This window comes from Catenuloplanes niger (assembly GCF_031458255.1).
Classification (GTDB): Bacteria; Actinomycetota; Actinomycetes; order Mycobacteriales; family Micromonosporaceae; genus Catenuloplanes; species Catenuloplanes niger.
Genome location: NZ_JAVDYC010000001.1, coordinates 974462 through 999687, shown reverse-complemented (window position 1 = coordinate 999687; position 25226 = coordinate 974462). Strand labels below are relative to the sequence as shown.

28 protein-coding genes are annotated in these 25226 nt (G+C 72.1%); 17 read left to right on the top strand and 11 right to left on the bottom strand.

Features of this window, described 5'->3' with window-relative positions:
• Positions 1–53: 53 nt before the first annotated feature.
• Both J2S44_RS04445 and J2S44_RS04440 read right to left on the bottom strand, forming a co-directional pair.
• Complete coding sequence (locus tag J2S44_RS04445) at positions 54–1100, bottom strand: hypothetical protein (RefSeq protein WP_310409239.1); 1047 nt, start codon at positions 1098–1100, stop codon at positions 54–56.
• A gap of 104 nt (positions 1101–1204) precedes the next feature.
• Complete coding sequence (locus J2S44_RS04440; RefSeq protein WP_310409238.1) at positions 1205–2095, bottom strand: helix-turn-helix domain-containing protein; 891 nt, start codon at positions 2093–2095, stop codon at positions 1205–1207.
• Positions 2096–2222: 127 nt separating this feature from the next.
• Between J2S44_RS04440 and J2S44_RS04435 the strand changes: the two genes are divergently transcribed.
• The gene (locus tag J2S44_RS04435) at positions 2223–3041 is read left to right on the top strand and encodes an SDR family NAD(P)-dependent oxidoreductase (protein ID WP_310409237.1); all 819 of its coding nucleotides are present in this window, start codon (positions 2223–2225) and stop codon (positions 3039–3041) included.
• A gap of 278 nt (positions 3042–3319) precedes the next feature.
• On the opposite strand, the gene J2S44_RS04430 is transcribed toward J2S44_RS04435, so the two are convergent.
• The gene (locus tag J2S44_RS04430) at positions 3320–4135 is read right to left on the bottom strand and encodes an SDR family oxidoreductase (RefSeq protein WP_310409235.1); all 816 of its coding nucleotides are present in this window, start codon (positions 4133–4135) and stop codon (positions 3320–3322) included.
• 160 nt (positions 4136–4295) lie between these two features.
• Here J2S44_RS04430 and J2S44_RS04425 point away from each other — a divergent pair, with 160 nt between their 5' ends.
• A complete protein-coding gene (locus tag J2S44_RS04425; protein ID WP_310409233.1) occupies positions 4296–4874 on the top strand; it encodes a TetR/AcrR family transcriptional regulator in 579 nt (192 codons plus the stop codon).
• Between the two features lie 213 nt (positions 4875–5087).
• On the top strand, positions 5088–5642 hold the full coding sequence (locus tag J2S44_RS04420; RefSeq protein WP_310409232.1) for a hypothetical protein: 555 nt from the start codon (positions 5088–5090) through the stop codon (positions 5640–5642).
• Between the two features lie 192 nt (positions 5643–5834).
• On the opposite strand, the gene J2S44_RS04415 is transcribed toward J2S44_RS04420, so the two are convergent.
• Entirely contained in the window at positions 5835–6596 is a 762-nt protein-coding gene (locus J2S44_RS04415; protein WP_310409230.1) for a TetR/AcrR family transcriptional regulator, read from the bottom strand.
• A 110-nt stretch (positions 6597–6706) separates the two neighbouring features.
• Here J2S44_RS04415 and J2S44_RS04410 point away from each other — a divergent pair, with 110 nt between their 5' ends.
• The 6 genes from J2S44_RS04410 to J2S44_RS04385 all read left to right on the top strand — a co-directional run bounded on the left by J2S44_RS04410 (position 6707) and on the right by J2S44_RS04385 (position 11168).
• Positions 6707–7441 carry an SDR family oxidoreductase gene (locus J2S44_RS04410; protein ID WP_310409228.1) on the top strand — a complete coding sequence of 245 codons (735 nt, stop codon included), beginning with the start codon at positions 6707–6709 and terminating at the stop codon, positions 7439–7441.
• Positions 7441–8349, top strand: a complete 909-nt coding sequence (locus J2S44_RS04405) for an SDR family oxidoreductase (protein WP_310409226.1) — start codon at positions 7441–7443, stop codon at positions 8347–8349. The genes J2S44_RS04410 and J2S44_RS04405 overlap by 1 nt, the downstream gene beginning before the upstream one ends.
• Before the next feature lie 26 nt (positions 8350–8375).
• Entirely contained in the window at positions 8376–8582 is a 207-nt protein-coding gene (locus J2S44_RS04400) for a tautomerase family protein (RefSeq protein WP_310409224.1), read from the top strand.
• 260 nt (positions 8583–8842) lie between these two features.
• Entirely contained in the window at positions 8843–9265 is a 423-nt protein-coding gene (locus J2S44_RS04395; protein ID WP_310409222.1) for a MarR family winged helix-turn-helix transcriptional regulator, read from the top strand.
• 54 nt (positions 9266–9319) lie between these two features.
• The gene (locus J2S44_RS04390) at positions 9320–10303 is read left to right on the top strand and encodes a zinc-binding dehydrogenase (RefSeq protein WP_310409221.1); all 984 of its coding nucleotides are present in this window, start codon (positions 9320–9322) and stop codon (positions 10301–10303) included.
• A 133-nt stretch (positions 10304–10436) separates the two neighbouring features.
• Positions 10437–11168 (top strand): spermidine synthase, encoded by a 732-nt coding sequence (locus J2S44_RS04385; RefSeq protein WP_310409219.1) that lies wholly within the window; start codon positions 10437–10439, stop codon positions 11166–11168.
• Between the two features lie 49 nt (positions 11169–11217).
• Here the strand turns inward: J2S44_RS04385 and J2S44_RS04380 are convergent, their stop codons facing one another.
• On the bottom strand, positions 11218–12342 hold the full coding sequence (locus tag J2S44_RS04380) for a sulfotransferase family protein (RefSeq protein ID WP_310429474.1): 1125 nt from the start codon (positions 12340–12342) through the stop codon (positions 11218–11220).
• 259 nt (positions 12343–12601) lie between these two features.
• Here J2S44_RS04380 and J2S44_RS04375 point away from each other — a divergent pair, with 259 nt between their 5' ends.
• A complete protein-coding gene (locus J2S44_RS04375; RefSeq protein WP_310409217.1) occupies positions 12602–13312 on the top strand; it encodes an SDR family oxidoreductase in 711 nt (236 codons plus the stop codon).
• Positions 13313–13334: 22 nt separating this feature from the next.
• Here J2S44_RS04375 and J2S44_RS04370 read toward each other — a convergent pair whose 3' ends face one another.
• The 6 genes from J2S44_RS04370 to J2S44_RS04345 form a co-directional block, all read right to left on the bottom strand.
• Positions 13335–13937 (bottom strand): TetR/AcrR family transcriptional regulator, encoded by a 603-nt coding sequence (locus J2S44_RS04370; protein ID WP_310409215.1) that lies wholly within the window; start codon positions 13935–13937, stop codon positions 13335–13337.
• 74 nt (positions 13938–14011) lie between these two features.
• Entirely contained in the window at positions 14012–15406 is a 1395-nt protein-coding gene (locus tag J2S44_RS04365; protein ID WP_310409214.1) for a cytochrome P450, read from the bottom strand.
• A 199-nt stretch (positions 15407–15605) separates the two neighbouring features.
• The gene (locus J2S44_RS04360; protein WP_310409212.1) at positions 15606–16358 is read right to left on the bottom strand and encodes an SDR family oxidoreductase; all 753 of its coding nucleotides are present in this window, start codon (positions 16356–16358) and stop codon (positions 15606–15608) included.
• A 78-nt stretch (positions 16359–16436) separates the two neighbouring features.
• Positions 16437–17276, bottom strand: a complete 840-nt coding sequence (locus J2S44_RS04355; RefSeq protein WP_310409210.1) for a helix-turn-helix transcriptional regulator — start codon at positions 17274–17276, stop codon at positions 16437–16439.
• 149 nt (positions 17277–17425) lie between these two features.
• Positions 17426–17818: a carboxymuconolactone decarboxylase family protein gene (locus J2S44_RS04350; RefSeq protein WP_310409208.1), complete on the bottom strand. Its 393-nt coding sequence runs from the start codon at positions 17816–17818 to the stop codon at positions 17426–17428.
• The gene (locus J2S44_RS04345) at positions 17815–18669 is read right to left on the bottom strand and encodes an MBL fold metallo-hydrolase (protein ID WP_310409207.1); all 855 of its coding nucleotides are present in this window, start codon (positions 18667–18669) and stop codon (positions 17815–17817) included. Before J2S44_RS04345 ends, J2S44_RS04350 begins: the two co-directional genes overlap by 4 nt.
• 74 nt (positions 18670–18743) lie before the next feature.
• Here J2S44_RS04345 and J2S44_RS04340 point away from each other — a divergent pair, with 74 nt between their 5' ends.
• The 7 genes from J2S44_RS04340 to J2S44_RS04310 all read left to right on the top strand — a co-directional run bounded on the left by J2S44_RS04340 (position 18744) and on the right by J2S44_RS04310 (position 25218).
• Positions 18744–19319, top strand: coding sequence for a TetR/AcrR family transcriptional regulator (locus tag J2S44_RS04340; protein ID WP_310409206.1), 576 nt, complete (start codon positions 18744–18746; stop codon positions 19317–19319).
• 71 nt (positions 19320–19390) lie between these two features.
• Positions 19391–20704, top strand: coding sequence for a thaumatin family protein (locus J2S44_RS04335; RefSeq protein WP_310409204.1), 1314 nt, complete (start codon positions 19391–19393; stop codon positions 20702–20704).
• Positions 20705–20908: 204 nt separating this feature from the next.
• Complete coding sequence (locus J2S44_RS04330; RefSeq protein WP_310409202.1) at positions 20909–21796, top strand: oxidoreductase; 888 nt, start codon at positions 20909–20911, stop codon at positions 21794–21796.
• A 92-nt stretch (positions 21797–21888) separates the two neighbouring features.
• Positions 21889–22566 (top strand): response regulator transcription factor, encoded by a 678-nt coding sequence (locus J2S44_RS04325; protein WP_310409201.1) that lies wholly within the window; start codon positions 21889–21891, stop codon positions 22564–22566.
• Positions 22567–22637: 71 nt separating this feature from the next.
• A complete protein-coding gene (locus J2S44_RS04320; RefSeq protein WP_310409199.1) occupies positions 22638–23843 on the top strand; it encodes a cytochrome P450 in 1206 nt (401 codons plus the stop codon).
• Positions 23843–24040: a ferredoxin gene (locus J2S44_RS04315; RefSeq protein ID WP_310429472.1), complete on the top strand. Its 198-nt coding sequence runs from the start codon at positions 23843–23845 to the stop codon at positions 24038–24040. The genes J2S44_RS04320 and J2S44_RS04315 overlap by 1 nt, the downstream gene beginning before the upstream one ends.
• Positions 24037–25218, top strand: coding sequence for an NAD(P)/FAD-dependent oxidoreductase (locus J2S44_RS04310; protein ID WP_310409197.1), 1182 nt, complete (start codon positions 24037–24039; stop codon positions 25216–25218). Before J2S44_RS04315 ends, J2S44_RS04310 begins: the two co-directional genes overlap by 4 nt.
• The last annotated feature ends 8 nt before the right edge of the window (positions 25219–25226 follow it).

Below are 25226 nucleotides of genomic sequence, written 5' to 3'. Positions count from 1 at the left end.
CCGGGCCCGCCCCGGCGGCCGGCGGGCGTTGGCCCGGACGAAGCAGCTCCGTCTCAGTCCTCGGTGACGGCGTGGTAGGCGTAGCCGTCCGTGGGTGCGAGGCGCAGGAGACGGTCGAGGACCGGTTCGGTGTTGGTGCCCCACATCTTCGACAGCACCCAGGTCCGGTCGGCGTCGTGCAGGGGTGCCTCGGTGAACCAGCGGCCGACGCGGTTGTCCGCCCCGGGATAGGTGGCGACGAACGCGGCGACGAGGTCATCGCCGGTGAGTGTGCCGTCTACGGGCAGGAACCGTGATCGTGGGATGGCGGTGGCGAGGGTGGCGCCGGTGACGCCGTTCTGGTGCAGTGCGGTGACCAGGGCGAGCATGGCGCGTCGTTTGCGCAGCGGTTCGGTACGCCCGGCCGGGGTGATGATCTCGTACGGCGTCCAGTCCCGGGTGTCGGTGCTGGTCGCGCGGGCCTGGGTCTGGCGGCGTTTCAGCTGTACGGTCAGTTCGCCGGCCTCCGGCAGCGGGATGACCTGTTGTACGTCCAGGAGCAGACGATCATCGACTTTGTACGGGGTGAGGCGCACGCACCGGATGTCGAGGCCGTAGACGTCGTTGAGCCACAGGACCGTGGTGGTGATCTCGCGGTCGAAGCCGGCGGCGACCAGGACCAGGCGGACCTCGCGGCTGAGGACCGTCTCCTCGCCGTCGTCGAGGAAGGCGGCCAGCAGTTGCCGGGCGTCCTCGACCGCGTCCGGGTCGACCTTTGCCAGATACGACTCGTAGTGCTCGACGAGGTCCTCGAATGTCATGACGGAGACCATGGCCGCGTACCGCAGTGCCTGTAGTTCGAGGTGGCCGCCGTCGGTGGTGCGTTTGAGTTCGATGACGACGAGGTGCCCGGCGCGGTCGACGCCGAGCAGATCGACGCGGCGGCGGGCGTCCGCGAACGCGCCGAACTCCTCGGAGACGACCAGTACGTCCTTGACGATCATGTCGAGCCGGGCCCGTAACAGCCGTTGCAGGTCGGCGCGTTCCAGCACCTGTTCCGCAGCGAACGTGGTCGACGGTACCGGCACCAGCTCATCAGCGGTCATCTCGAACAGCGGCATCCGTACATCCTGGCGATCACGCCCTGCCGGTGGAAGCACGAAACGGCCCATGTGAACCACCCGACCGGGCCGGTCGTGATCCTGCCATCCGGCGGAGCCGTCGGTCAGGCCGTGGCGGGTGGCGGGGGCCGGTCGCCGCCGGTCGGGTATGCCGATGGGCGGACGCCGGTCTCCCGCAGGAAGGCCGCCGAGAACTGCGCGGTGCCGCCGAACCCGCAGCGGATGGCGGTCTGCCCCACGCCCATGCCGCGCTCCAGGCAGCGCCGGGCCGCATCGATGCGTAACCGGGTCAGGTACCGGGCCGGGGTCAGCCCGGTGGTCTGCCGGAACACCCGCAGGAAGTGGAAGGTGCTCAGGTGCACCTCCCGTGCCAGGTCGGCCAGTTGCAGGGGTTCGGCCATCCGCTCGTGCATGATGTCGATGGCGGCGCGGACCCGCCGGTCCTCATGCCCCGCTCGTCCGGCGCGCCCGGTCCGGCCCAGCAGGTGCACCGCGAGGAACTCGGCGGCCGTCTGCGCATGGAGGTCGCCGGCGCCCCGGCGTACCGCGTCCGCGAGCGAGGTCAGCATCGGCGGCAGCAGTCCGTCGTCGGCGGGGACGTGGGTGGCGGCCGGGGCGGCCATCTCGGCGGACACTCTGCGTACCGTGTGGTCGGGCAGGTGCACGTGAACGGTGGTCATCGGCTCGGTGACCTCGAACAGCAGGCGGCTCGCGTCGCCGCCCACGGCGCCGCCGATCAGCCCGGGCGCGATCGGTACGGTCCGCCGCCCGTCTCCCTGCTCGACCCGCATGGTGCCGCGTCCGGACACGACCAGCCACACGTGGTAGCTGGACGTGGCGGGCAGGTCGATCACGCCGGTCGAGTCCAGGTGCGTGAAGCCCTGGACGAGCAGGGCCCGCCAGCCCGCCGCGTCCCAGCTGTACAGATTCGTATGGAGTCGCGACGTGTCGTAGCCCGCATAGGCGCCGAAGTCGAAATGGTTCTGACGATCCACCGGCGCACGTTAACACCGCAAGATCAGTGTCGCTGTCCGCAATCCCACGCATCGACCACCGGTACTCCCCGCTCCTACCGTCAGTGGCGGAAAAAGCAACCGATGACGTACGCAGGGAGCCGGATCAATGGCCGAAAAACGCTTTCTCGACAGGGTCGCACTGGTGACCGGTGGCGGGTCCGGGATGGGAGCGGCGATCGCTCTGCGACTCGCCGCGGAAGGCGCGACGACCGTCATCGCCGGTCGTGACCCCGAGAAGCTCAGCCGAGTCGCCGAGCGGGCGCCCGAGGGCAGCACCGTCATCCCGCGGTCGGTCGACGTCGGCGACGAACCGGCGGTCGTCGCGCTGGTCGACGACATGATCGAGAGGTTCGGCCGGCTCGACGTCCTGGTGAACTGCGCGGGGGTCACCGACATCGGCCTGTTCGCCGACCTGGACGCCAAGACCTGGCGCGACACGTTCGCCGTCAACGCGGACGGGTTGTTCCACGCGGCTCGTGCGGCGATCCCGCACCTCAAGGCGACCAGGGGCAGCATCGTCAACATCGGTTCGTCGAACGCGCTGCGGAACAACTACGGCCAGGTCGCCTACGGGGCGTCCAAGAGCGCGGCGGAGAACCTGAGCGCCAGCATCGCGATCGAGTGCGGCGCGGACGGCGTCCGCGCGAACACGGTGCACCCCGGCGTGATCTTCCCGACCGGCATGACCGGGCAGATGGCCGACCACCCGGGACTGCTGGAGTCCTATGCGGCCCACATCCCCATGCGCCGTGCGGGAACGCCCGAGGAGATCGCCGCGGTGGTCGCCTTCCTGGCGAGTCCCGAAGCCGGTTACATCAACGGTGCGTCCATCGTTGTCGACGGCGGTCTCAACCAGGTCATGCACCTTCCGGCCGTGGTCCCGGTTTCGGCGGCCACGCCGGACCACGGCGGCCGGCGGGCGTGAGAACGACCCCGTGGTGCGGTCCGTGACGTCCTGGACGGCGGTGAACCGCAAGCCGGATGGCAGCCGTGGAGAAGCCCGGGCGCCCCGGACGGCGGTGCTGATGTGGTCGTGTCCGCTGTGCCGGCATCGCGATGCGGGCAAGCGTGTGGCCGCTCCCGGCCGCACGCTTGCCCGGAAGCTGTCCGCGGTACGCCGGGCGCCCCGGCGTACCGCGTGGCTCTGGGGCGGCTGACAGTGCCCCGGCGTCACGAAGTTGGTGTGTACCGCATGGCGGTGGCTCAGCCCTGCGCGGCGTGGGAGACGTGCTCCCAGTCGGCCCAGGTCTGCAGGCGCTGTGCGTAGAGGTGCTTGACGAGGCCGGTCGGCTGGCTGCCGAACAGCACGCGCAGCGGCGGCTCGTCCGCGTCGACGATCTGCAGCAGCGCCGGGCCGGCGGCGGCCGGGTCGCCGTACTGCGCGCCGCCCGCGCGGGCGGCCATGGCGTCGCGCAGTGGCTGGTAGGCGGGGTTCGGGGTGGCGTGCACGGCGGAGGAACCGGCCCAGTCGGTGGCGAAACCGCCGGGCTCGACCAGCGTCACCGCGATCCCGAAGCCGGCGACCTCCTGGGCGAGGGCCTCGGAGAAGCCCTCGAGGGCCCACTTGGAGGCGTGGTAACCGCCGAGGTTCGGGAACGCGCCGACCCCGCCGATGGTGGAGATCTGGATGAGGTGGCCGCTGCCCTGCGCGCGCAGGATCGGCAGGACCGCCTGGGTGACGAAGAACGCGCCGAACAGGTTCGTCTCCAGCTGGTCGCGCAGCTGCTGCTCGCTGATCTCCTCGATCGCGCCGAACAGGCCGTAGCCGGCGTTGTTGACCACCACGTCGAGCCGCCCGAACCGCTCGTGCGCGGCGGTCACCGCGGCGGCGACCGCGGCGGAGTCCGTGACGTCCAGCGCCAGTGGCAGGACGTTGTCCCCGTGCTCGGCGACCAGGTCGTCGAGGGTGGCGGTGTCGCGGGCGGTCGCGGCGACCCGATCGCCGCGGTCGAGCGCGGACTCGGCGAAGGAGCGGCCGAAGCCGCGGGACGTACCGGTGATGAACCAGACCTTGCTCATGGGGATGCCCTTTCCTGATCCGGGGCGCACGGCGGCCGACGGTGCTGGTCGAACGACTGTCCGGCCGGCTGCGCTTCCACGACGATACACGAAACTTGGACTGGGTCTAATGTTGGACGCCGTCCATCACCGTTATGATCGTCACCGGAGGGTGACACCGATGAACCTGCGGGAACGGAAGAAACTGGCCGCGTGGCGCGCGATCCGGGCCGCCGCGCTGCGGCTGTTCGACAAGCACGGCTACGACGCCGTCACCGTCGAGCAGATCGCCGCCGCCGCGAACGTCTCCCGCGCGACGTTCTTCAACTACTTCGCGAGCAAGGAAGCCGTCGTCTTCGACCAGGACCCCGAGGAACGCGACAACTGGCGCGCACTGATGGACGCCCGCCCCGCCGGCGAACCGCTGTGGGACTCCCTGACCGCGATCATGATCGGCTTCAATGAACGCCTCGCCGACCGGATGCCCCTGCAGCGCCGCCTCAAGGCGCGGTCACCGGCGCTCGCCCAGTCCACCCAGGAACTCGGCCAGCAGTTCCGCACCGACCTGCACGACTGGATCACCGCCCGGGCCGGCGACACCGACCCCATGCCGGCCGTCCTGCAGCTCAACCTCGCGTTCGCCGCGACCTCCACGGCCTACCAGACGTGGCGGGCCGACGAGACCTTCGACGCGTACCTGCACCGCCTCCGGCACTGCCTCGACCACGCCGGCGCCGGCCCCGCCACCACCCCTCGCTGACACGCTCCCCACCGACGGCCGTCACCGGCCTCCACGACAAGCCGACCACGCGGTACGCGGGCTTTGTCGGGAATTCCTTCCGGGCCGGCGTCCACAGTCGCCCGGAACGTGCGCGGGTCTCAGCCGTGCAGCCGACCGAAACCCGGCCGTACGCGCTGTAGTTTCGATGGTGCAACGCCACCCCTCCCGATCGGCTGGCCTGGGAGTGCCGACATGCGCGACGAGCCACTGGAACGGGCCGCGGCGCTGCTTCGCGAGCGCAATGCCATCGACGCCCTGCTCGCGGACCTCACCGGCCGGCCGATGACCTCGGGACACCTGGGTGAGTGGATCGCCGCGCGGATCTTCGACATCGCGCTGGAGCGGTCCGCGACCACCGCCGCCTACGACGGTCGGTTCACCGGTGGTCCGCTCGCTGGCCGGACCGTCAACGTCAAGTGGTACCTCAAGCGCGAGAACCTCCTCGACGTCACCACATCCGACCAGCTCGACCACTACCTCGTCCTGACCGGCCCGGCCTCGCCGCCGGCGCACTCACGCGGCACCACCCGCCCATGGCTCATCCACGCCGTCCATCTCTTCGATGCCGCGCAACTTCTCGCCGAACTCCGCACCCGCGGAACCAAGGTCGGTACGGCCACCAGTGTCCGTGCGGCGCAGTGGGCCGCGGCCGAGATCTACCCGCGGCGGCGAAACCATCGCCTGCCCGTCTCCGCGGACCAGGCGGCACAACTCGCTCTGTTCGGGGCGGCCGGCAGAGCGGTGTAAATCGATGGTGCGAGGGGCGCCGGCCCGCGATCGCACACCGCCTCGCGGAACATCGCCGCGTGCGCGCCGGGGTGCCTGTGGTTCTCGGTGCCGGCAATCGCGTCCCGATCCGGGTGCGGCTTCCGGCGAGGGTTCGCCATCACTGTGCCGGGCCGGCAGAAAGCGGCTGCGCGGGCCGGTGTGTCGTGACGGTCAGTGGGGCTCGCCGATGCGTTCGAGCCAGCGGTCGAGCAGCGCGGTTTCGACCGGCTCGAGGGTGTCGGTGCCGGTGAGGGTCAGCTGGGAGCGCAGCTGGCGGGCGGCGGCGCGGAGCGGGTCCGGCGCGCCGGGGGTCGTCGATTCGGTGAGCACCGCGGCGAAGATCGCGTCTCGGGTCCGGTCCGGCAGGGCCGGGTCGTCGAACAGGTCCGGCCGGGCGATGCGGCTCAGCGCCGCCCCGATGTTGGCCGGCAGGATCAGCTGGGCGGCCAGGCGCGGTGTGGTGGCGAGGGCGCCGGTGGCCGCGCAGCGCGTCAGGGTCGCTTCGAGCAGATCCAGGATCCGGCGGTACGCGGTCGCGGCGGAGTGCGGGCGGGGCGCGAACATCAGCTGGTAGAGCGCGGGGTTCTCGGCCGCGAACGCCATGTGGTCGTTCCATCCGGTGTGCAGGTCGGCCACGGGGTCGTCGGTGACCTCGAGGTCCTGTTTGCGGCGCGCGTAGCGCTCGAAGGCCGCGTCGGCGACGGCGTCGAGCAGGCCGTTCTTGTCGCCGAAGAGCCGGTACAGCACCGGCTGGGTGACGCCGACCTCCTCGCACACGGCCCGGGTGGCGATGTCGCCGTCGGGTGCCGAGGCCAGCTGTCGCTGAGCCGCTTCGATGAGCGCGGCGCGTACCGAGGCGTCGTCGGCCGGTCCGGTGGAGCCGCGCCGGCGCCGACGCGGCTCGGTGTCGGCAGTGTGTTCCCGCTCGGTCATGAATCAATGCTACGTCACATCGCTAGCGCTGATTCGATCGGCGTGCTACGTTCGCCGTATCAGCGAAACGCTGGTTCACTATCACCGCTATCTGATGGGGAGTGGACGTCATGGAAGATCAGCGGGTTGCCGTCGTCACCGGGGCGTCGCGGGGCATCGGGCGGGCCATCGCGCTCGCCCTCGGCGCCACCGGTCACGCCGTCGTCGTGGGCTATGCGAGCAACGACGCGGCGGCGGAGGAGGTGGTCAACGAGATCACCGCCGCCGGGGGCCGGGCGGTCGCCGCGCGGGCCGACGTGGCCGAGGAGGGCGACGTGGCGGCGATGTTCGACACCGCGGTGGCGGCGTACGGCGGCGTCGACGTGGTCGTCAACTCCGCCGGTCGCACGGCGCTCGCGCCGATCGCCGAGCTGGAGCTCGACGTGCTCGACGCGGTGCACCGGACCAACATCCGCGGTTCCTTCGTCGTCGCCCGGGAGGCCGCCCGTCGCGTTCGCTCCGGTGGTGCGATCGTGCTGCTGTCGACCTCGGTGGTCGGCCTCCGGTTCCCGCGCTACGGCGCCTATGCCGCCAGCAAGGGCGCGGTCGAGGCGATGACGCTGATCCTGGCGCGGGAGATGCGGGGCCGCGACATCACGGTGAACGCCGTCGCGCCGGGCCCGACCGCCACGGAGCTGTTCTTCGAGGGCAAGGACGAGGCGACCGTCGAGCAGCTGGCGAAGCAGCCACCGATGGAGCGGCTCGGCACCCCGGCCGACATCGCCGCCGTCGTCGCCTTCCTCACCGGGCCGGGCGGACGCTGGGTCAACGGACAGGTCCTGCGCGCCAACGGAGGCATCATCTGATGGCCGCCACGGAGAAGGTCATCCTGATCACCGGCGCGTCCAACGGCTTCGGCCGGCTGGCCGCCCGGACGCTGGCCCGGTCCGGTCATGTGGTGGTCGCCGGCATGCGCGGGACACGGGGACGCAACGCGGCGTCGGTGCGCGAGATCGAGGAGCTGGCCGCCGTCGAAGGGCTGTCACTGTCCGCGGTGGAACTCGACGTGCAGTCACCGGACTCGGTGGACGCGGCGGTCGCCGAGGTCGCCGAGCGCCGTGCCCGGCTCGATGTGGTGGTGCACAACGCCGGCCACATGGTCCTCGGGCCGACGGAGGCGTTCACCCCGGAGCAGATGGCCGCGGTCTACGACGTCAACGTGGTGGGCACCCAGCGGGTCAACCGGGCCGTCCTGCCGCTCCTGCGACGTCAGGGCTCCGGGCTGCTGGTGTGGGTCGGCAGTTCATCGACCCGGGGCGGTCATCCGCCGTTCCTGGCGCCCTACTTCGCCGCCAAGGCGGCGATGGACGCGCTCGCGGAGAGCTACGCCGCCGAACTGATCCGCTTCGGCATCGGCACCACGATCGTGGTGCCCGGCGCCTTCCCGTCCGGTACCAACCACTTCGTGAACGCCGCCGGCCGCCCGGACGACGACGTCACGGCGGCCGACTACGACGCGCGGTACGGCGACATCCGCGCCCTGATCGACCGGCGCCTGCCCGCACTCGTTCCACCGGAGGCCGACGTGCAGTCGGTGGCCGACGAGATCGCCCGCGTGGTCGACCTGCCCGACGACCGGCGGCCGTTCCGCACCCACGTCGATCCGAGCCGCGACGGCAGCGAGGTCGTCTCCGTCGTCGCCGACCGGATCCGGGCCGAGTTCTACCACCGGCTCGGCATCGAGGAACTGCTGTCCCCGAACGCCGCGCTGTAACGCCCCTACCAGCAAGGAGAAAGAACATGCCGTTCGCCAACCTCAAGGTGCCCGCCGACACCCTGACCCCCGAGTCGAAGAAGAAGCTCATCGACGCCGTGACCGACGCCTACGTCGACGTCTACGGCGAGCGTGCCCGGGCGACCACGCTCGTGCTGGTCGACGAGGTCGTCGAGGGCGGCTGGGGACTCGGCGGCACCGTCCTGACGGCCGAGATGCTCGGCCGCAGCTGACCGGGCGCCGGAGCGCGGCGGGGCGGCAGGGCCACCACGCCGCGCTCCGGCATCCCGACGGGTCAGTCGACGGCGTAGGAGCTGATCAGGTCGATGTCGGCTCCCCAGGAGTCGATCAGGTCGCCGTGGCCGGGCCGGCGGACGAGCCTGGCCGCCGCCGTCCGCGGAGCCGTCAGCGCCACGTGAGGCGTCGGGCCGAGCCGGTCGTGTTGAGCAACTCACGGAAAAAGTCCAGGAGTACGCCGGGCTAGGCTGGGTCCATGGCGGTGGACGAAGTGGCGGCGTCGTTGTTGTACCAGGTGATGGCCGTGGCCGGTCAGATCACCGGCCGGATGCAGGAGGGGCTGGAGCGCCTGGACCTCACCGGGCCCACGGCGAACCTGATCTGGATCCTCGATCCCGGCGCGGAGCCGCAGTCGTTGCGCAAGCTCGCCGCCCTCATGCACTGCGATCCGTCCAACATCACCGTGCTCAGCGCGAAGCTGGAGGAGCGCGGGCTCGCCGAGCGGCGACCGCACCCCCGGGACGGGCGCGTGCGGACGCTGGTGCTGACCGACGCGGGCCGGGAGGTGCGCGACCAGCTGCTCGGTGTCGTCGCCAAGCGCTCGCCCTTCGCCGATCTCGACGCCGAGGAGCAGCGGGTGCTGGACCGCCTGCTCGGCAAGGCGCTCGCCGGCCTGTAGGTGGCGCCGCGCACAGCCGGTCAATTGCTTGAAAATCTCATGTACATTCTCAACATGACGATTCAAGCGGGTCCACGACGCGTCCGGTTGACCTCCGTGGGCGGTCCCGACGTGCTGCGCGTGGAGGCCATGACGGTGCCGGAGCCGGGGCCGGGGCAGATCCTGATCACCACCGAGGCCGCGGGGGTGGCGTTCCACGACGTCACCACCCGGCAGGGCCTCACCCCCGGCGTGCTCCCCGACGTGCAGGGGTTCGACGTCGTCGGCCACGTCGCGCAGCTCGGCGCCGGCGTCACCGACCTCACCGTCGGGCAACGCGTCGGCGCCCTGATCGGCACCGGCGGGTACGCCACACACGTGCTGGCACCAGCGAGACGGGCCGCCCCGCTGCCCGAGGACCGTCCCGCGGCGGAACTCGACGCCCTCGTCCTCAACTACCTCACCGCGTGGCAGATGTTCCACCGGCTGGCCAGGCCCGCACCCGGTGACGCGGTGCTGGTGCTGGGCGCGGCCGGCGGTGTGGGATCGGCGCTGACGCAGATCGCCCGCGCGGCCGGCGTCACGGTCTACGGCACCTCCGGCTTCGGCCGGCGAGCCCGGGTCGAAGCCGCCGGCGCCACCTGGGTCGCCGACGCGACGGCGGTGCCCGTACCGGTCGCGGCGACGTTCGACCCGGTCGGCGGCCCGTCGCTGGCCCGCTCCCGCCGCGCCACGAAACGCTCGGGCGTGGTGGTGTCGTACGGATTCAGCTTCGCCACCGGCGCCGGATACTCCAGGACCGGCGCGATGGCGCGTACCGTCGGCGCCCTCCTGCGGGCGAAACTGACGCCCGGCCCGCGCGTGGTGATACACACCGTGGAACCGGCGGTCGACCGGGACCCGGCCGGATTCCGGGCCGACATGGCCGCACTCGTCGAGCAACTGGCCGCCGGCGCGCTGCAGCCCGACGTCACCACCCTGCCCCTGGACCAGGCCGCCGAAGCCCACCGCCGCCTGGAGAACCGCCAGGTCGACGGCAAGCTCGTCCTCATCCCGTGACCGGTGGCGCGGGCCCGGCACGGGGAGGGTCCCCCACCGGACAGCTCGGAAGGGCTATGGTCTGCGGCATCGCGTTCGTGAGCAACCGGCTGTCGTCCCTGGCGCGATCCACCCCCGCGCTGTGAGGACAACCATGCATCCGCGATTCGCCGAGCTCGGCTGGGCAGAGACACACATCGGCGAGATCAGCCTGCGCCGGCGCCTCGAGCCCACCACCAACACCGAGGTGTACGAGGTGAAGCTCGGCGACGAGTACCTGATGTCGAGCATGTTCACGGTCGCCGAGGAGGAGTTGGCCCGGCTCGCGCTGGCCCTCCTGCCGGATGCGCCGTGCGACGTGGTCGTCGGTGGGCTCGGGCTCGGCTACACCGCCCGGACGGTCCTCACCGACGACTGGGTCCGTTCGCTGGTCGTGGTCGAGGCGCTGGCGCCGGTGATCGACTGGCACCGCCGGGAGCTGCTGCCCGACGCCCGCGCACTCACCTCCGACCCGCGCGTCACGCTGCTGGAGGGCGACTTCTTCGCGCTGCTGCGGGACGGTACGGGCTTCGACCGCTCCGCGCCGGACCGGTGCTTCGACGCCGTCCTGGTCGACATCGACCACTCGCCGGTCAACGTCCTGGACCCCGCCCACGCCGACCTCTACACCGATGCGGGCCTGCGGCGGGTCAGCGACCGGCTGCGTCCGGGTGGCGTGTTCGGCCTGTGGTCCGACGACGCCCCCGAGGAGACCTTCCTGTCGCTGCTCCGGCAGTGTTTCGCCACGGCGGACGCGCACGTGGTGCCGTTCGCCAACCCGCTGACCGCCGGCCGGTCCGCCAACACCGTCTACGTCGCGCGCAAGGCGGGCCAGCCCGTACCGTGATCGGCTTCTCGGTGTCGAGGAAGGCCCGCGTGCCCGGTCCGGGAAGGCCTCAGCCCGTGCTCAGCTCACGTCGCACCGTGGACTCGTCGAGACCGTAGCGGGCCAGCGAGGGCCGCGATCGGTGACCGGCGCGCCCGGCGTCCCGGCCGCGTTGCGCCTCCACGGCCGCGAGCTGCTGCCACGCCGGGGAATCGGCCAGGCCGAGCCGGGCGGCCACCTCCACGACCGTGGGAACGGGTGCGCCGGCGAGCGCGGCATAGTCGACATCGACGAAACGGTCCGGGTGCGCCTGCCGGACGGTGCGCGCCCGCGTGGTCGCCCGGGCCCAGATCTCGAACCAGGTGGCGCCGATCTCGTGCAGGTCGACCACGGTGTTGTACAGCCGGCGGCTTCCCTCCATGAAGTAGCACCAGGAGAGCATGGCCGCCGCCGGGTCGCGACGGGTGACGACGATCGTGGTGTCCGGGAAGGTCTCGAGGACGACGTCGAGATGGTCGAGGTGATAGGGCGACTTCAGCACCCACCGGGCGGGGTCGTCGCCGTTCTGCATCGCCTGCAGCTGTAGCCGGTAGTAGGCGTAGTCCGGCCGGACGTCCCGGTTCGCGTACCACGCGCGGTAGCCGGGGACGGGCACGACGCCGTCGAACTGGTTGCTGTGCGGCAGCAGGAACACGCACTCCTCCGGCCCGAACGGGTCGAGCGGGTGCACGGTCCGCATCTCGGGCATGCTGCGGTGGTACATCGAGGACATCCGCCGGGCGGCTCTGATCAGCTTTCGGTCGTCCCGGCCGAGCGAGGCGGGGCCCAGAAGTTCCCACAGCCGCGGGGCGCGGGCCGCCGGGTGCGCACCGAGCATGCGGTGCAGCAGCGTCGTGCCGGTCCGCGGCAGCCCGGTGACGAGGATCGGCCGGTCGACCGGCCGTTCGGCGACACCGGGATCCCGGTCGAGCAGATGCCGCATCCGCAGCCGGGTCTCCAGCCGGCGGGTGAGCTCCTCCTGCGTGCCGAGCCGCCCGATCGGGCTCAGTGCGGGGGCCGCCCCGATCGCCTCGCACAGCACCCGCAGGTCGTCGACGAAGGACTGATCGTCCGCGCGGGCGGGCAGGCCGCTCCGCCGGCTCGCCGCGTGCTGCGCGGCCTCCATCGAGGCGGCCGGGCTCACCGGCCCCAGCACGGCGTTCAACGGCCGCACCCAGGAGGCGGGTCGCGGCCCGTCAACGGCTGATTGCCTCATGCGTCCTCCGGTACGGTGCGGCGGGCGGGGGATGCCGCAGGGGATCATCGCACGAACTCTCATCGGTGGATGCGTGGCGGCTCGCCGGCCCGTTACGCGGGGGCCGGACCTGCCGGTACGGCACTGCGTCGACGCGGAGACCGTGACGTGGCTCGCATCCCTTGCCCCTGACGTCAACGTCAGGTCTTAGCGTGGCGGTATGCAGATCAACGGCACAAAAGCACTCGTAACGGGCGCCAACCGCGGGCTCGGCAAGGCCTTCGCCGAGGCGCTCGTCGCCCGCGGCGCCACCACCGTCTACGCCACCGCGCGCAACCCCGACCGCATCGACATCCCCGGCGTCGTACCCCTGCGGCTGGACATCACCGACCCGGCGTCCATCGAGGCCGCGGCCGCCGAGGTGGGCGACCTCGACATCCTCGTCAACAACGCCGGCATCTCCACGAACGCGCCGCTGCTCGGGCCGTCCACGGAGAACATCCACCGCGAGTTCGACACCAACTTCTGGGGCACGCTCAACGTCACCCGCGCGTTCGCCCCCCGGCTGGCCGGCGGCGCCATCCTCAACGTCATCTCGGCGCTGAGCTGGTACACCTTCAGTCCCGCCAGCAACGGCTACGCCGCCTCCAAGGCCGCGGAATGGTCGCTCACCAACGGGATCAGAATGGAGCTGGCCGAGCAGAAGACCCAGGTCACCGCGCTGGCCCTGGCCATCGCCGACACCGACATGATGGCCGCCTACGACTTCCCCAAGATCCCGCCGCGCGAGGTGATCGCCATGGCCCTGGACGGGCTGGAGGCGGGGGCGTTCGAAGTGATCGCCGACGCTCCCACCGCCAACGTCAAAGCGTCCCTGTCCGGCGACCCCGCCCTCTTCTACGCCGACATTCCCGCCGCGCTCTTCGGCTGACCCGCGCCACGGCCGTGAGTCGTCACCGCACCCGCGGTAGCGACTCACGGCGGCGCACGAAACCCGGCTGGCCGGTCCGCGCCGGCCCGGCGGTGCCGCGAGACGCGTTCAGCGCGGCCGCAGCCCGTCGACGTCGACGGGATCGATGTCGTCGCGCAGTTCCCCCGCGCCGGCTCCGGCGTCGAGCAGTGTCTGCCGGATCTGCTGGACCTCGTCGCAGACCGGGCCGGTCTGCGAAGCGGCCGGTGGCGCTCATGGCGACCAGCGCCTCGCTGATGCCGCGCCGCTCACCCGCCCACCGCGCGAAGCAACCCATCCAGGCGTGCAGGGCCTCGGCCGGTGTTCTCGTCGACAGCAGCTTCCGTGCCTCGAGGCGCAGCGGGCGGATCTGGTCGCGATAGACCTCCTCGACCAGGTCCTCCCGGGTCGGGAAGTGCCGGTACAGGGTGGCGTTTCCCACGCCGGTGCGTTTGGCGATCGAGTCCAGCGAGATGGCCACCCCCCCGCTCAGGCGGCCCGGCTCAACGAGGTCAGCGCGATCGACCTCGGATTCCCCCACGCCATGCTGGCCGGCGACCACATCCGCATCCAGACGCGCGGCGACCTGAAGATCCAGGAACGCCACTGACCGTCCACATCGCACCGGCGGGCGCGTACGCCGCCTCCGGGTCGTGGCCCCCGGAGGCGGCGTACGTGGTGCTACGGTCGGGCGGCGCCCGCGGGTTCGGGCCGCGGCTGGGGGCGGAGGCGCAGCCCGGTGGGGAACGCGGTGAACGCGAGCTTCTCGCCGACGTCGCCGCTGTCCGGCAGGAGCTGGAAGTCGCGGCAGGCCAGGCCGACGACCAGCGTGGCCTCCAGCATGGCCAGGTTGTGTCCGGGGCAGAACCGGGGGCCGGCGCCGAACGGGAAGAACGGCTGGGCCGTCATCCGCCCGGACCAGCGCTCCGGGCGGAACTCGTCCGGGTCCGGCACCGCACGCGCGCCGTGCGACAGCAACAGCAGGATCGACTGTCCCTCGGGCAGGCTGAGGTCGTAGCCGGTGCCGTGCAGCACGGTGTCCCGGGTCGGCCGGAAGCCCATGACCGGCACGACCGGCCGCAGTCGCAGCGACTCCTGGATCGCCGCGTCGGTGAAGCGCAGCCCGCGCAGCGCCGCGGGGCCGTCGGGCGGGCCGGACGCGCCGAGTGCGGTGGAGGCCTCGGCGCGCACCCGCTCCTGCGCGCCGGGATCGCCGGCGAGGTGGTGCAGCGTCCAGGCGATGGTCGACGAGATGGTGTCCTGGCCGGCGAGCATCATGGTCAGCACGTTGCCGACCAGTTCGTCGTGGGTGAAGGCCGGCTCGTCGCGGAGCGGGGCGACGAGCGCCTCCAGGAAGGTGGCCGGTTTCGCGCCGGTCGCCATCCGCGTGCGGGCGTGCGCGTATCTGTCCCGGACCAGCGCGTCGACCTCGCGCATCGCGAGCCGGCGCCGCCGGTCGCGGGGGAGCGTGACGAACCTGTGCAGCGGCAACGGTGCGTACAGGCGCCGCCCGATCTCCGGGAACAGCTCGGCCAGCCGGCTGTGCAGCCCGCCGCCGGCCGCCTCCAGGGAGTTGAGGTCGTGGCCGACGGTCAGCGCGGTGGACACGTCCAGCGTGAACCGCCGCACGTCGTCGAGCACGTCCACCGCCTGACCGTTCTCCGCGGCGGTGGTCCACCGCGCCTGCAGCCGCGCCGCGGACCGGGCGATGACGGTGAAGTACTCCCGCAGGTAGGCCGCGTTCAGGCTCTCGGCGGCCATCTTGCGCAACCGCCGCCACCGGGCCCCCTCCGCGCCGAACACGCCGTCGACCCCCAAACCCTCGAGGACCGGCCCGACGCGGGTACGGGTGAAGCCGTCCGGCCGGTCGCGCAGCACCGCCTCGACGATCGGACCGTCCCCGCTGACCACGATCGGCATCTTCCCGAACCGCAGCCGGTAGGTCGGCCCGTACTCGTGTGCCCACCGGTCGTAGGCGCGGTGCCCGTCCCGGTCGGTGCGCATCTGCACCAGGTTCCCCACCACGGGCAACGGCCGGGGCCCGGTCAGATCATCGACGGTACGAACGGGTTGCACGGACACTCCTCCAGCGGTTCCTGCGGTACTGCTCCACCGCACCTCCTCCGCATCAACGACCGGTTGACGTCAGATCGGCACGGTGCCGCACCGGGAACGGTCGCACGCGGGCCGGCGGCGGGGACTGTAAGAACCGTTTTCTTGACAGACCCCGGCGGCGCGATACGCGCGGCCGGCTGGGCACCCGGCCGCGCGCGGGTCAGGAGCGGTACCGGCCGCTGAGCACGCCGAGGACGTCGGCGTAGCGGCCCTCGGCCACGGCGTTGCGCTGCCACTTGGCCCGCTCGACCACGATCTGCTCGGCCTTCGGGTCGGTCTCGAGCAGCTGCATCACCTCGTCGAGGAGGTCCTCCAGGGGCATCGCCACGGCGGAGTCCTGCTGGTTCATCAGGGTGGTCCGGGTGGCCGGCGGGACCAGCTCGATCACCTGGACGTTGCTGGAGTGCAGCTGCACCCGCAGGCTCTCGGTGAAGAAGTGGATCGCCGCCTTCGTGGCGTTGTAGCTCGGCGTGGCCGGCAGCGGCACGTACCCCAGGCCGGAGCTGACCGTCATGACGGTCGCCGACGGCCGGGCCAGCAGGCCGGGCAGGAACGCGTGGATCAGCCGGATCGGGCCGAGCAGGTTGACCTCGACGGTGCGCTCGGCGACGTCGAGGGACGCCGGGTCGCGGAGGTCCTCGAGCTCCATGATCCCGGCCATGGTGATGAGCGTGTCGAGGGCCGGGTGGCGGGTGGCGAGTTCGTCCCGCGCGGCCGTGATCGACGCCGGGTCGGTGGTGTCGACGGCGATCGTGTCCAGGCCGGGGTGCTCGGCGGCGATCTGCCGCAGCAGCGCGGTGCGCCGGCCGCCGACGATGACGGTGTTGCCCCTGTCCCGCAGGCGCAGGGCCAGGCCGAGGCCGATGCCGGAGGTCGCGCCGGGGATGAAGACGGTGTTGCCGCTGATGTTCACGGGGTTCCTTCGGTTCGGTGACGGATGGGCGCGCGACGGCGCCCGCGATGTCGCGGTGATGCATGAGGGGGGGGCGGTTCAGGCGAACTTCTGGTTCCCGAGGACGTCGAGGAACGCGATCCGCTCGTGCGCGTTCGACCCGGGACGTGGCCGGAAGAGAACGAGGCGGTGGCCGGTGGCCGGGCTCAGCACGACGTCGCACTGCAGGTCGAGTTCGCCGATCAGCGGATGCCGGATGAGTTTGGGCGCCGACGCCAGCGCGGCCACCTCCTGCCGCGCCCACAGCGCACCGAACTCCGCGCTGCGGTCGAGCAGGTCGGCGACCAGCCCGTGAGCGAACCGGTCGCCGGGCGCGCGCTGGGCGACACCGGCGCGCAGGTCGGCCACGTAGGCCCGGCCGATGCGTTCGTGCTCGGCCGGGTCGTTGCCGTCCCGCGACGCCGGGTCGGCGAACCAGCGCCACGTGACGTTGGATTCGTAGCCGGGCAACCCGGTCCACACACCCAGCAGGTTCTCCGCGGCCCGGTTCTGGGCGACGACCGTGAGCAGGTCGTCGGCCACCTGGGCCGGTGTGTGCGTGAGCACGTCCAGCAGGTACGTCATCGCCGGATCGACGTGGGCCAGCGGGGAGCGCGGCTCCGGCGGCTGCTGTCCGGCGAGACGGAACAGGTAGTCCTGTTCGTCGCCGGTGAGGCGGATGGCGCGGGCCAGGCTGGCCAGCGCCGCCGACGACGGGGTGCGGACCCTGCCCTGCTCCAGCCGGGAGTAGTAGTCCGGCGACAGCGCCGCCAGGCTCGCGACCTCCTCCCGGCGCAGGCCGGGGGTGCGGCGCCAGCCGCCACCGGCCAGCCCCACGTCCTCGGGGCGTAACCGTTCCCGCCGGTGGCGGAGGAACTCGCCGAGCGCGTTGCCGTCCATGTCGGCCTCCCTTCTGTCCGGCGCGGATCCAGCATCGCCGCAGACAACCGGGATATGAAGGCCACGTTCAGCCTAGGTGTCCCACACCCTGGCTGGCGCCCGATCGCCGGCCGTCCGACGAGGTGAGGGGGCGGTGCCGGTGCCCCGGACTACGCGGGGTCGTCCCGGCGTGGGGACGTCCGGCCGACCGCCTGCATCGCGGCGGAGGCGCAGGGCTGACCCACGTACGCCGTCAGCAGGATCATCAGCTGGGTGAGGCCGGCGTCGTCGAGCCCGTTCCGGCGGGCCAGACGCAGGTAGACGTCGAGGCGCTCGTCCACGACGTCGGACGCGACGAGGGCGGCGATCACCGCGACGGCGCGGTCCCGGTCCGCGAGCGCGTCGCCGTGCCATCCGGGTCCGCCGGCGGCCTCGTACGCCTCGGTGACGTAGTCCTGGCCCGCCCGGTCCGTCATCAGGCGTTCGGCGGTTCGTTCGTCGAGCCCGAAGTTGTGGGCGTAGACCCGCAGGCCGTCCCGGGCCCGTGCGCTGTACCGGCTCACGAGGCCGCCGCCGTCTCGGCGGTCAGCCGTGGGATGCCGTGATAGGCGCGGGCGTCATGGGCGGGGACGAGGTGCACCCGGTCGGCCAGGGCGATGACCCGGGAGAGGTCGGCGCGCACCGCCGCGGCGTCGCTGTCGGCGAGCGTGCGCAGCAGCAGCGGCCGTTCGGCCCGGCGGGTGATGCCGTCGAGCTGCCAGGTGAGGTCGCCGATGAACGCGAACCGCTGCCCGGCGGGCAGGGTCACGAAGACCACGACCGATCCGGGGGTGTGCCCGGCGGCCGGGACGATGACGACCGAGCCGTCGCCGTGGACGTCGTAGCTGGATGCGAACCCGAGGTAGGCCGGGCCCTCGAAGGTGTACTCGCGGATCGTGTGGTGGCGTGTGACGAGGGAGAAGACCCGGTCGTCCGTGGCGCGACCGGCGTACTGCCGCTCGCCCGGTGCCAGCCAGACCGGGACGTCGAGGGAGTCCAGGCCGCTGACGTGGTCCCAGTGGGAGTGGGTCAGGACCACGCCGAGCAGCCGGCGACGGTCGTAGCCGGCGGCGTCCAGCTGCTGCCGGGCGGTGTCGCCGAGCCGATGGCGTGACCTGCGGAACGCGGGAAGCGTCCGGATGTGCCGCGCCGCGTCGGCCCCGAAGCCGGCGTCGATGAGCACGTCACCGTCCGGGTGCCGGACGAGCACGGCGGTCGAGGCGAAATCGCGGTGCTCCACCCAGCGGCCGCCGCGGAAGGCGAGCGCGGCCCGGGTGAGGTAACTGCCGGTGGGCAGCTGGAAGAGGCCCGTGCCGGCCGGCGGGGACGCCGGGGGGAGGGGGCCGGTGTACGGAGTTGCTTCGATCTTCGGCATGTAGACATCATGGCAACTACTGAACAACCTGTCCAGTAGTGATCCGGTGTCATCACGGCGTCTAAGCTTCGGTGGTGCAGACCGACTCGTCCGCCGGGGTCGATCCCCGGATCTTGCGAACCCACCGGGACGTCGTGCGGGCCACCGCCGAGCTGCTCGTCGCGGGGGGATGGGACGCCGTGACCCACGCGGAGGTGGCGCGCCGGTCCGGCTACTCCAAGGCGACCGTCTACGCGCACTGGCCGACCCGGTTCGACCTCATCCGCGCCTCGATCGAACTGATCTGTGACGAGGCGGACCACCCGGCCGCCACCGGTGATCTGCGCGCCGACCTGCGCGCGTCCCTGCTCGACTTCGCGCACGACCTGGCCGAGGGCCATCTGGACCGGCTCCTGGCCGGCGTGGTGGAACACGCCGGCCAGGGGCAGGACGTGGCCGACCTGCGCCAGCGGCTCTACGAGACCGGCACGCGCGCCATGCGGGCCGTCCTGACCACCCACCTCGGCCCCGCCGACGTCGAACCGGTCCTCGCCCTGCTCACCGGTGCGGTTCTGGTCCATGTCACCTATGCCGGGCAGCCGGCCTCGCCCGCGTTCGTCGACGACCTGATCGAACGGGTGATCGGCTCCGCGCGGCGCGGTGCCGCCTGACCCGAGGGGGCGCTGAGAGACCCTTTCGGGGACGTAGACCGGTCATACCGATCCCGGCGAGAGTGAGGGTTATGCCGGGTAGAGACTTTTCCTTCGCGGGACGCAGTTCGCTGGCCGCGGTACTGACCGCCGTCGCGGTGCTCCTGCTGGTCGCCAGCATGCAGATCGCCGGGCTCACCGACGGGTTCACCGGTGAAACGAAGGCGGCCGCGGCGGCGAACCACACGGTCACGTTCGTCAACGACAGCGGCGAGAAGCTCTGGATCGGCAGCACGGTCAACGCCGACGGGTCGCAGAACTTCGGCAGCCTCCCGGTCCTGGAGCCGGGACAGCGGGCGACCATCGAGATCCCGGAGAACTCCGGCCCGGGGCACTGGCGGGGCAAGTTCTTCGCCCGGCAGGGGTGCGCCGGCGAGCCGGGCAGCACGTTCCACTGCGCGGTCGGTGACTGCGGCAACGCGGCCGACCACTGCGCGATCAACTCCGAGCAGCCGGTGAGCCTCGCCGAGTTCAACTTCGATCCGTCCGACGCGCTCACCGCGGTCTGGTACAACATCAGCTACGTCAACGCGGTGTCGCTGCCGGTCACGATCACGCCGACCGGTGGGGCGGCGCCGCAGGAGGGCTCGCAGCACTGCGGCGTGGCCGGCTGCGCGAAGCCGTTCCTGCCCAGCTGCCCGGCGGCGAACCTGGTCCGGGACGACCAGGGGCGGGCGGTGAACTGTGTCAACCCGAACCGGGACGCGGAGACCGACTACAGCCGGGCGGTCGCCGGCGTGTGCCCCAAGGCGTACAGCTGGTCCAAGATGGACGCGATGGCGGGCAACCAGACGATGTTCGAGTGCGACGAGTGCACGGGCTTCACGGTCACCTTCCACGGGAACGGCACCACGCCGCCGCCGGCGGGCCCGGTCGAGCAGCCGCCGCAGCAGATCCAGCAGCAGGAGGCCCCGCAGGCCGAGCCGGCGCCGCCCGCCCAGCGGGGCGCGGCGGACCCGTCCACCGGCGGCACGCTCGTCAGCAACTGGAACGGCAAGTGCCTCGACGTGCCGAACGCGGACTTCGCGGACGGCGTACCCCTGCAGATCTGGGACTGCAACGGCACCGACGCGCAGCGGTGGGCCTTCTCCGGCGGGACGCTGATGACGAGGGACAACCTGTGCGTGGACGTCGCCTGGGGTTCGAGGGACAGCGGCGCGGCCGTCCAACTGGCCCGGTGCAGCGGGAACCCGGCGCAACAATGGGTGCTCACCGAGGCCGGTGACGTGGTCAACCCGCAGGCCGACAAGTGCCTCGACATCAAGGACTGGTTCCCGGAGAACGGCGCGCGGCTGCAGATCTGGGACTGTGCGGGCAGCGTCAACCAGAAGTGGCACCGCGCCTGACGGCATGACGCGGCGGCCCCCGGGGCGCGTCGCGTGGTGTGCCCGGCCGGCGACTCGAGGCCGGCCGGGCACCGCCGTCGTCCGAGCGGGTGAGTAACGCACTTCCAAGTGCGTACTCCCCGATGGAGAGTTGCCCTCCTAACGTGTAGAAGCAACCCGCTGGGCGGTACGACCGCCCGCTACTACACGAACGAAGGTGCACGCATGTCGTCTCCATCCCTTCCCGGCGGCGCCTGGAACCTCGGTGACTCCACGGTCAACCGGTTCGGCTACGGCGCCATGCAACTCGCCGGTCCCTGGGTCATGGGACCGCCCGCCGACCGCGAGGGAGCGCTGGCCGTCCTCCGCGCGGCGGTCGAGATCGGCGTCACCCACATCGACACCAGCATCGCCTACGGGCCACGCGTCACCAACGACATCATCCGGGAGGCGCTGCACCCCTACCCGCCGTCGCTGCTCGTCGCCACCAAGGTCGGTGGGCGCCGCGACGCGCAGGGCGGCTGGCCCACCGCCCGCCGGCCGGAGGAGCTGCGCGAGCAGGTGCTCGACAGCCTGACCACCCTGGGGGTGGAGAGCCTGGACCTGGTCTACCTGCGCATGGGAGACGCGCAGGGCCCGCGGGCCGCCTCGCTGGCCGAGCCGTTCGAAGCGCTCGTCGCGCTGCAGAAGGAGGGTCTGGTCCGGCAGCTGGGGGTCACCAACGTCACCGCGGAGCAGGTGGACGAGGCGCGAGCCATCGCGCCGATCGTGAGCGTGCAGAACATGTACAACCTCGCCCACCGCCACGACGACGCGCTCATCGACCGGCTCGCCGCCGACGGCATCGCGTACGTGCCGTTCTTCCCGCTCGGCGGGTTCACCCCGCTGCAGTCGGACGCGCTGTCCGCGGTCGCGGCGCGGCGCGGCAGCACCCCGATGGCGGTCGCGCTCGCGTGGCTGCTGCACCGCTCACCCAACATCCTGCTGATCCCGGGCACCTCGAAGGTGGCACACCTGCGGGAGAACGCCGCCGGCGCGGCGCTCACGCTCGCCGCGGAGGACCTCGACGAGCTGGACCGGATCGGACGCCCGACGGGATCCGCCGCCGGCTGACCAGCGGCACGTGCCGCCTCGCACGCCGGCGCGGGGCGGCACGCCACCGATGCGGCACAGCGCCGCAAAGCGATCGAAACTAGGCTGTAGTGGTGAGCCGATCCACTCCGTACGGTCGCCGGCTGCTGGCCGCGGTCCCCGAGCTGGACCTGCGCCGCTCGCTCGCCGGCAGTCTGGCCTCGTCCGGATACGTGGTCGAAGCGGTCGACACCGGCGCCGCGGCCGTCGGGCTGCTCGGTGCCCAGCACTACGACCTGCTCATCGTCGACGTCGACATCCCCGACCTGCTGGACCTGGCCGACCACCGTCCGGCCCTGGCCGACAAGCCACCGATCCTGTGCGTGACGTGGTGCGAGTCGCTCGACGACCTGGTGCCGGAGATCGGCGCGGAGGTCGCCGACTACGTCACCAAGCCGTGCCGGGCCGCCGAGCTGCTGGCCCGGGTCGAGGTGCTGCTGCGGGCGCGCGACGCCGTGCGGGACCCGGTGCTGCGGCACGGCGACCTGCTGCTCGACGAGGTGACCTGTCAGGCGTGGCGCGGCGACCGGCCGCTGGAGGTGACGGCCGCGGAGTACCGGCTGCTGCGTTACCTGCTGCACAACGCCGGCCGGGTCCTGTCCAAGGACCAGGTGGCCTGGCAGGTGTGGGGCGAGGCGCGCGGCAGCAACGCGATCGAGCGGCTGATGTCGCGCCTGCGGCACAAGGTCGACCTGACCGGGCCCGCGCTCATCCGGACCCGGCGCGGGTTCGGCTATCTGCTGGGTGAGTGACGCCGGTCACGTCAGCGTCGCGTCAGGTCCGGGTCCGGCCCGTGTCAGCCGCCGCTGCTGGCATGGGTCCCATGTCCGAGACCCTGATACCGGAGTATCCGTCACCCCGCGAGGCGGCCTGCCCGTTCGCACCCTCGGCGACGATCCGCGCGATGCCGCCGGTCGCGAAGGTGCGCATCTGGGACGGCAGCACGCCCTGGTTCGTCACCCGGCACGCGGACCAGCGCGCGCTGCTCAACGACCCGCGGCTGAGCATCGACGAGAAGCGGCCCGGATATCCGCACATGACCCGGGCCCGGGCCGCGTCCGCGCCGCACCACCCGCCGCTGATCACGAACACCGACCCGCCGGAGCACACCCGGCTGCGGCGTACCGTCAACGCGCCGTTCATGGTCAAGCGCGTGGAGGCGCTGCGGCCGCGGATCCAGCAGGTGCTCGACCGGCTGATCGACGAGATGCTGGCCGGACCGAACCCGGCCGACCTGGTGCAGGCGATCGGCCTGCCGGTGCCGACCATGGTGATCACCGAGATCCTCGGCGCGCCGTACCAGGACCACGAGCTGTTCCAGACCGCCAGCCACGCGCTGATCAGCCACGAGTCGACGCCGGAGGAGGCCGCGGCGGCCGGGCGCGCGCTCGGCGGCTACCTGGCGGACCTGTTCGACGCGAAGACCGCGGACCCGGGTGACGACGTGATCTCCGAGATGGCCGGGCGGGTGCGGGCCGGTGAGATGAGCCGCGCGGAGGCGATTATGATGGCCAACGCGATCCTCATCGCCGGCCACGAGACCAGCGCCAGCATGATCTCCCTGGGTACGCTGGCGCTGCTGCGGCACCCGGACCAGCTCGCGCTGCTGCGGGAGCGCTCCGACGACGCGCGGTTCGTGGCGAACGCGGCCGAGGAACTGCTGCGCTACCTGACGATCGTGCACACCGGCGTGCGGCGCATCGCCGATGCGGACATCGAGCTGCACGGCACGGTGATCAAGGCCGGTGACGGCGTCATCTTCGAACTCGCCGGCGCGAACTACGACCCGGCCGAGTTCCCCGAGCCGATGGTGCTCGACCTCACCCGCCCGGCCCGTTCGCACCACGCGTTCGGCTACGGCGCGCACCAGTGCCTCGGCCAGTCCCTCGCGCGCGTCGAACTGCAGGTCGTCTACGGCACGCTCTACCGCCGCATCCCCACGCTCGCGCCGGCGGTGCCGTTCGAGGAGGTGCCGTTCGCGATGGAGGGCGTCGCCTACGGCCTGAGGTCGCTGGCGGTGACCTGGTGATGCGCGTGGAGTTCGACGAACCGAAGTGCGTCGCCGCCGGGCAGTGCGCGATGGTCGCACCGGACGTGTTCGACCAGCGCGACGAGGACGGCGTGGCGATCGTGCTCGACGCCGAGCCCGGCCCGGACCGGCACGACGCGGCGCGTGAGGCCGCCGCGGTCTGCCCGGCCGCGGCGATCCGGCTGGTGGAGGCGTGAGACACGTCGTCGTGGTCGGCGCGTCCGCCGCCGGCCTGGCCGCGGCCGAGACGCTGCGCCGCGAGGGTTTCACCGGCCCGCTCACGCTGATCGGCGAGGAACTGGACGCGCCCTACGACCGGCCGCCGCTGTCCAAGCAGATCCTCGCGTCCCGGTGGGACGCCGAACGGCTCGCGCTGCGCACCACCGAACAACTGGCCGCGCTGGACCTCGACCTGCGGCTCGGCGTGCGGGCCACCGGGCTGGACCCGGCGGCCCGCACGGTCGCGCTGAGCACCGGCGAACGGATCTCCTACCAAGGTCTGATCATCGCCACCGGGGTACGGCCGCGCGTGCTGCCCGGCCGAGGCGCGCACGTGCTGCGTACCGTGGGGGACGCTCTTGCCCTTCGGGCCCGGCTCGGTCCGGGACGCCGGCTGGCCGTGGTGGGCGCCGGGTTCCTCGGTGCCGAAGCGGCCGCGGTCGCCCGTGGTCTGGGCTGCGAGGTCGTGCTGCTCGAACCGGCGCCGGTCCCGATGGCGCACGCGGTCGGCGAGCGGGCCGGCCGGGTGCTCTCCGACGTGCACCGCGACCACGGCGTCGACCTGCGCACCGGCGTCTCCGTCGCCGAGACCACCGATCAGGGGGTACGGCTCACCGACGGCACCCTGATCGAGGCGGACGAGGTGCTGGTCGCGATCGGGTCGGTGCCGAACACCGAATGGCTCGACGGCAGCGGCCTGACCGTCGCCGACGGCGTGGTCTGCGACGAGTTCAGCGCGGCCGGCCCGGACGTCTACGCCGCCGGTGACGTGGCACGCTGGCACAACCCGCTGTTCGGCACCGTGATGCGCGTCGAGCACCGCACGAACGCGGCCGAGCAGGGCATGGCCGCGGCCCGCAACCTGCTGCACCCGGCGGCCCGCAAGCCGTTCGCGCCGGTGCCGTACTTCTGGTCCGACCAGTACGACCTGAAGATCCACGCGTACGGCTACCTGCGCGGCCACGACGCGGTCGAGGTGGTCGAGGGCGACCCGGCCGAGCGCCGGTTCCTGGCCGCGTACCGCACGGGTGACCGGCTGGCCGGCGTGCTCGGCGTCGGCGTGCCACCGAAGACGCTGCGGTCCTGGCGGCAGGCGGTCGCGGCCGGCCAGGACGGTGCGGGCCCGGTCGTCAGCGGGGGCGGCGATCGTAAATGATCACTAAT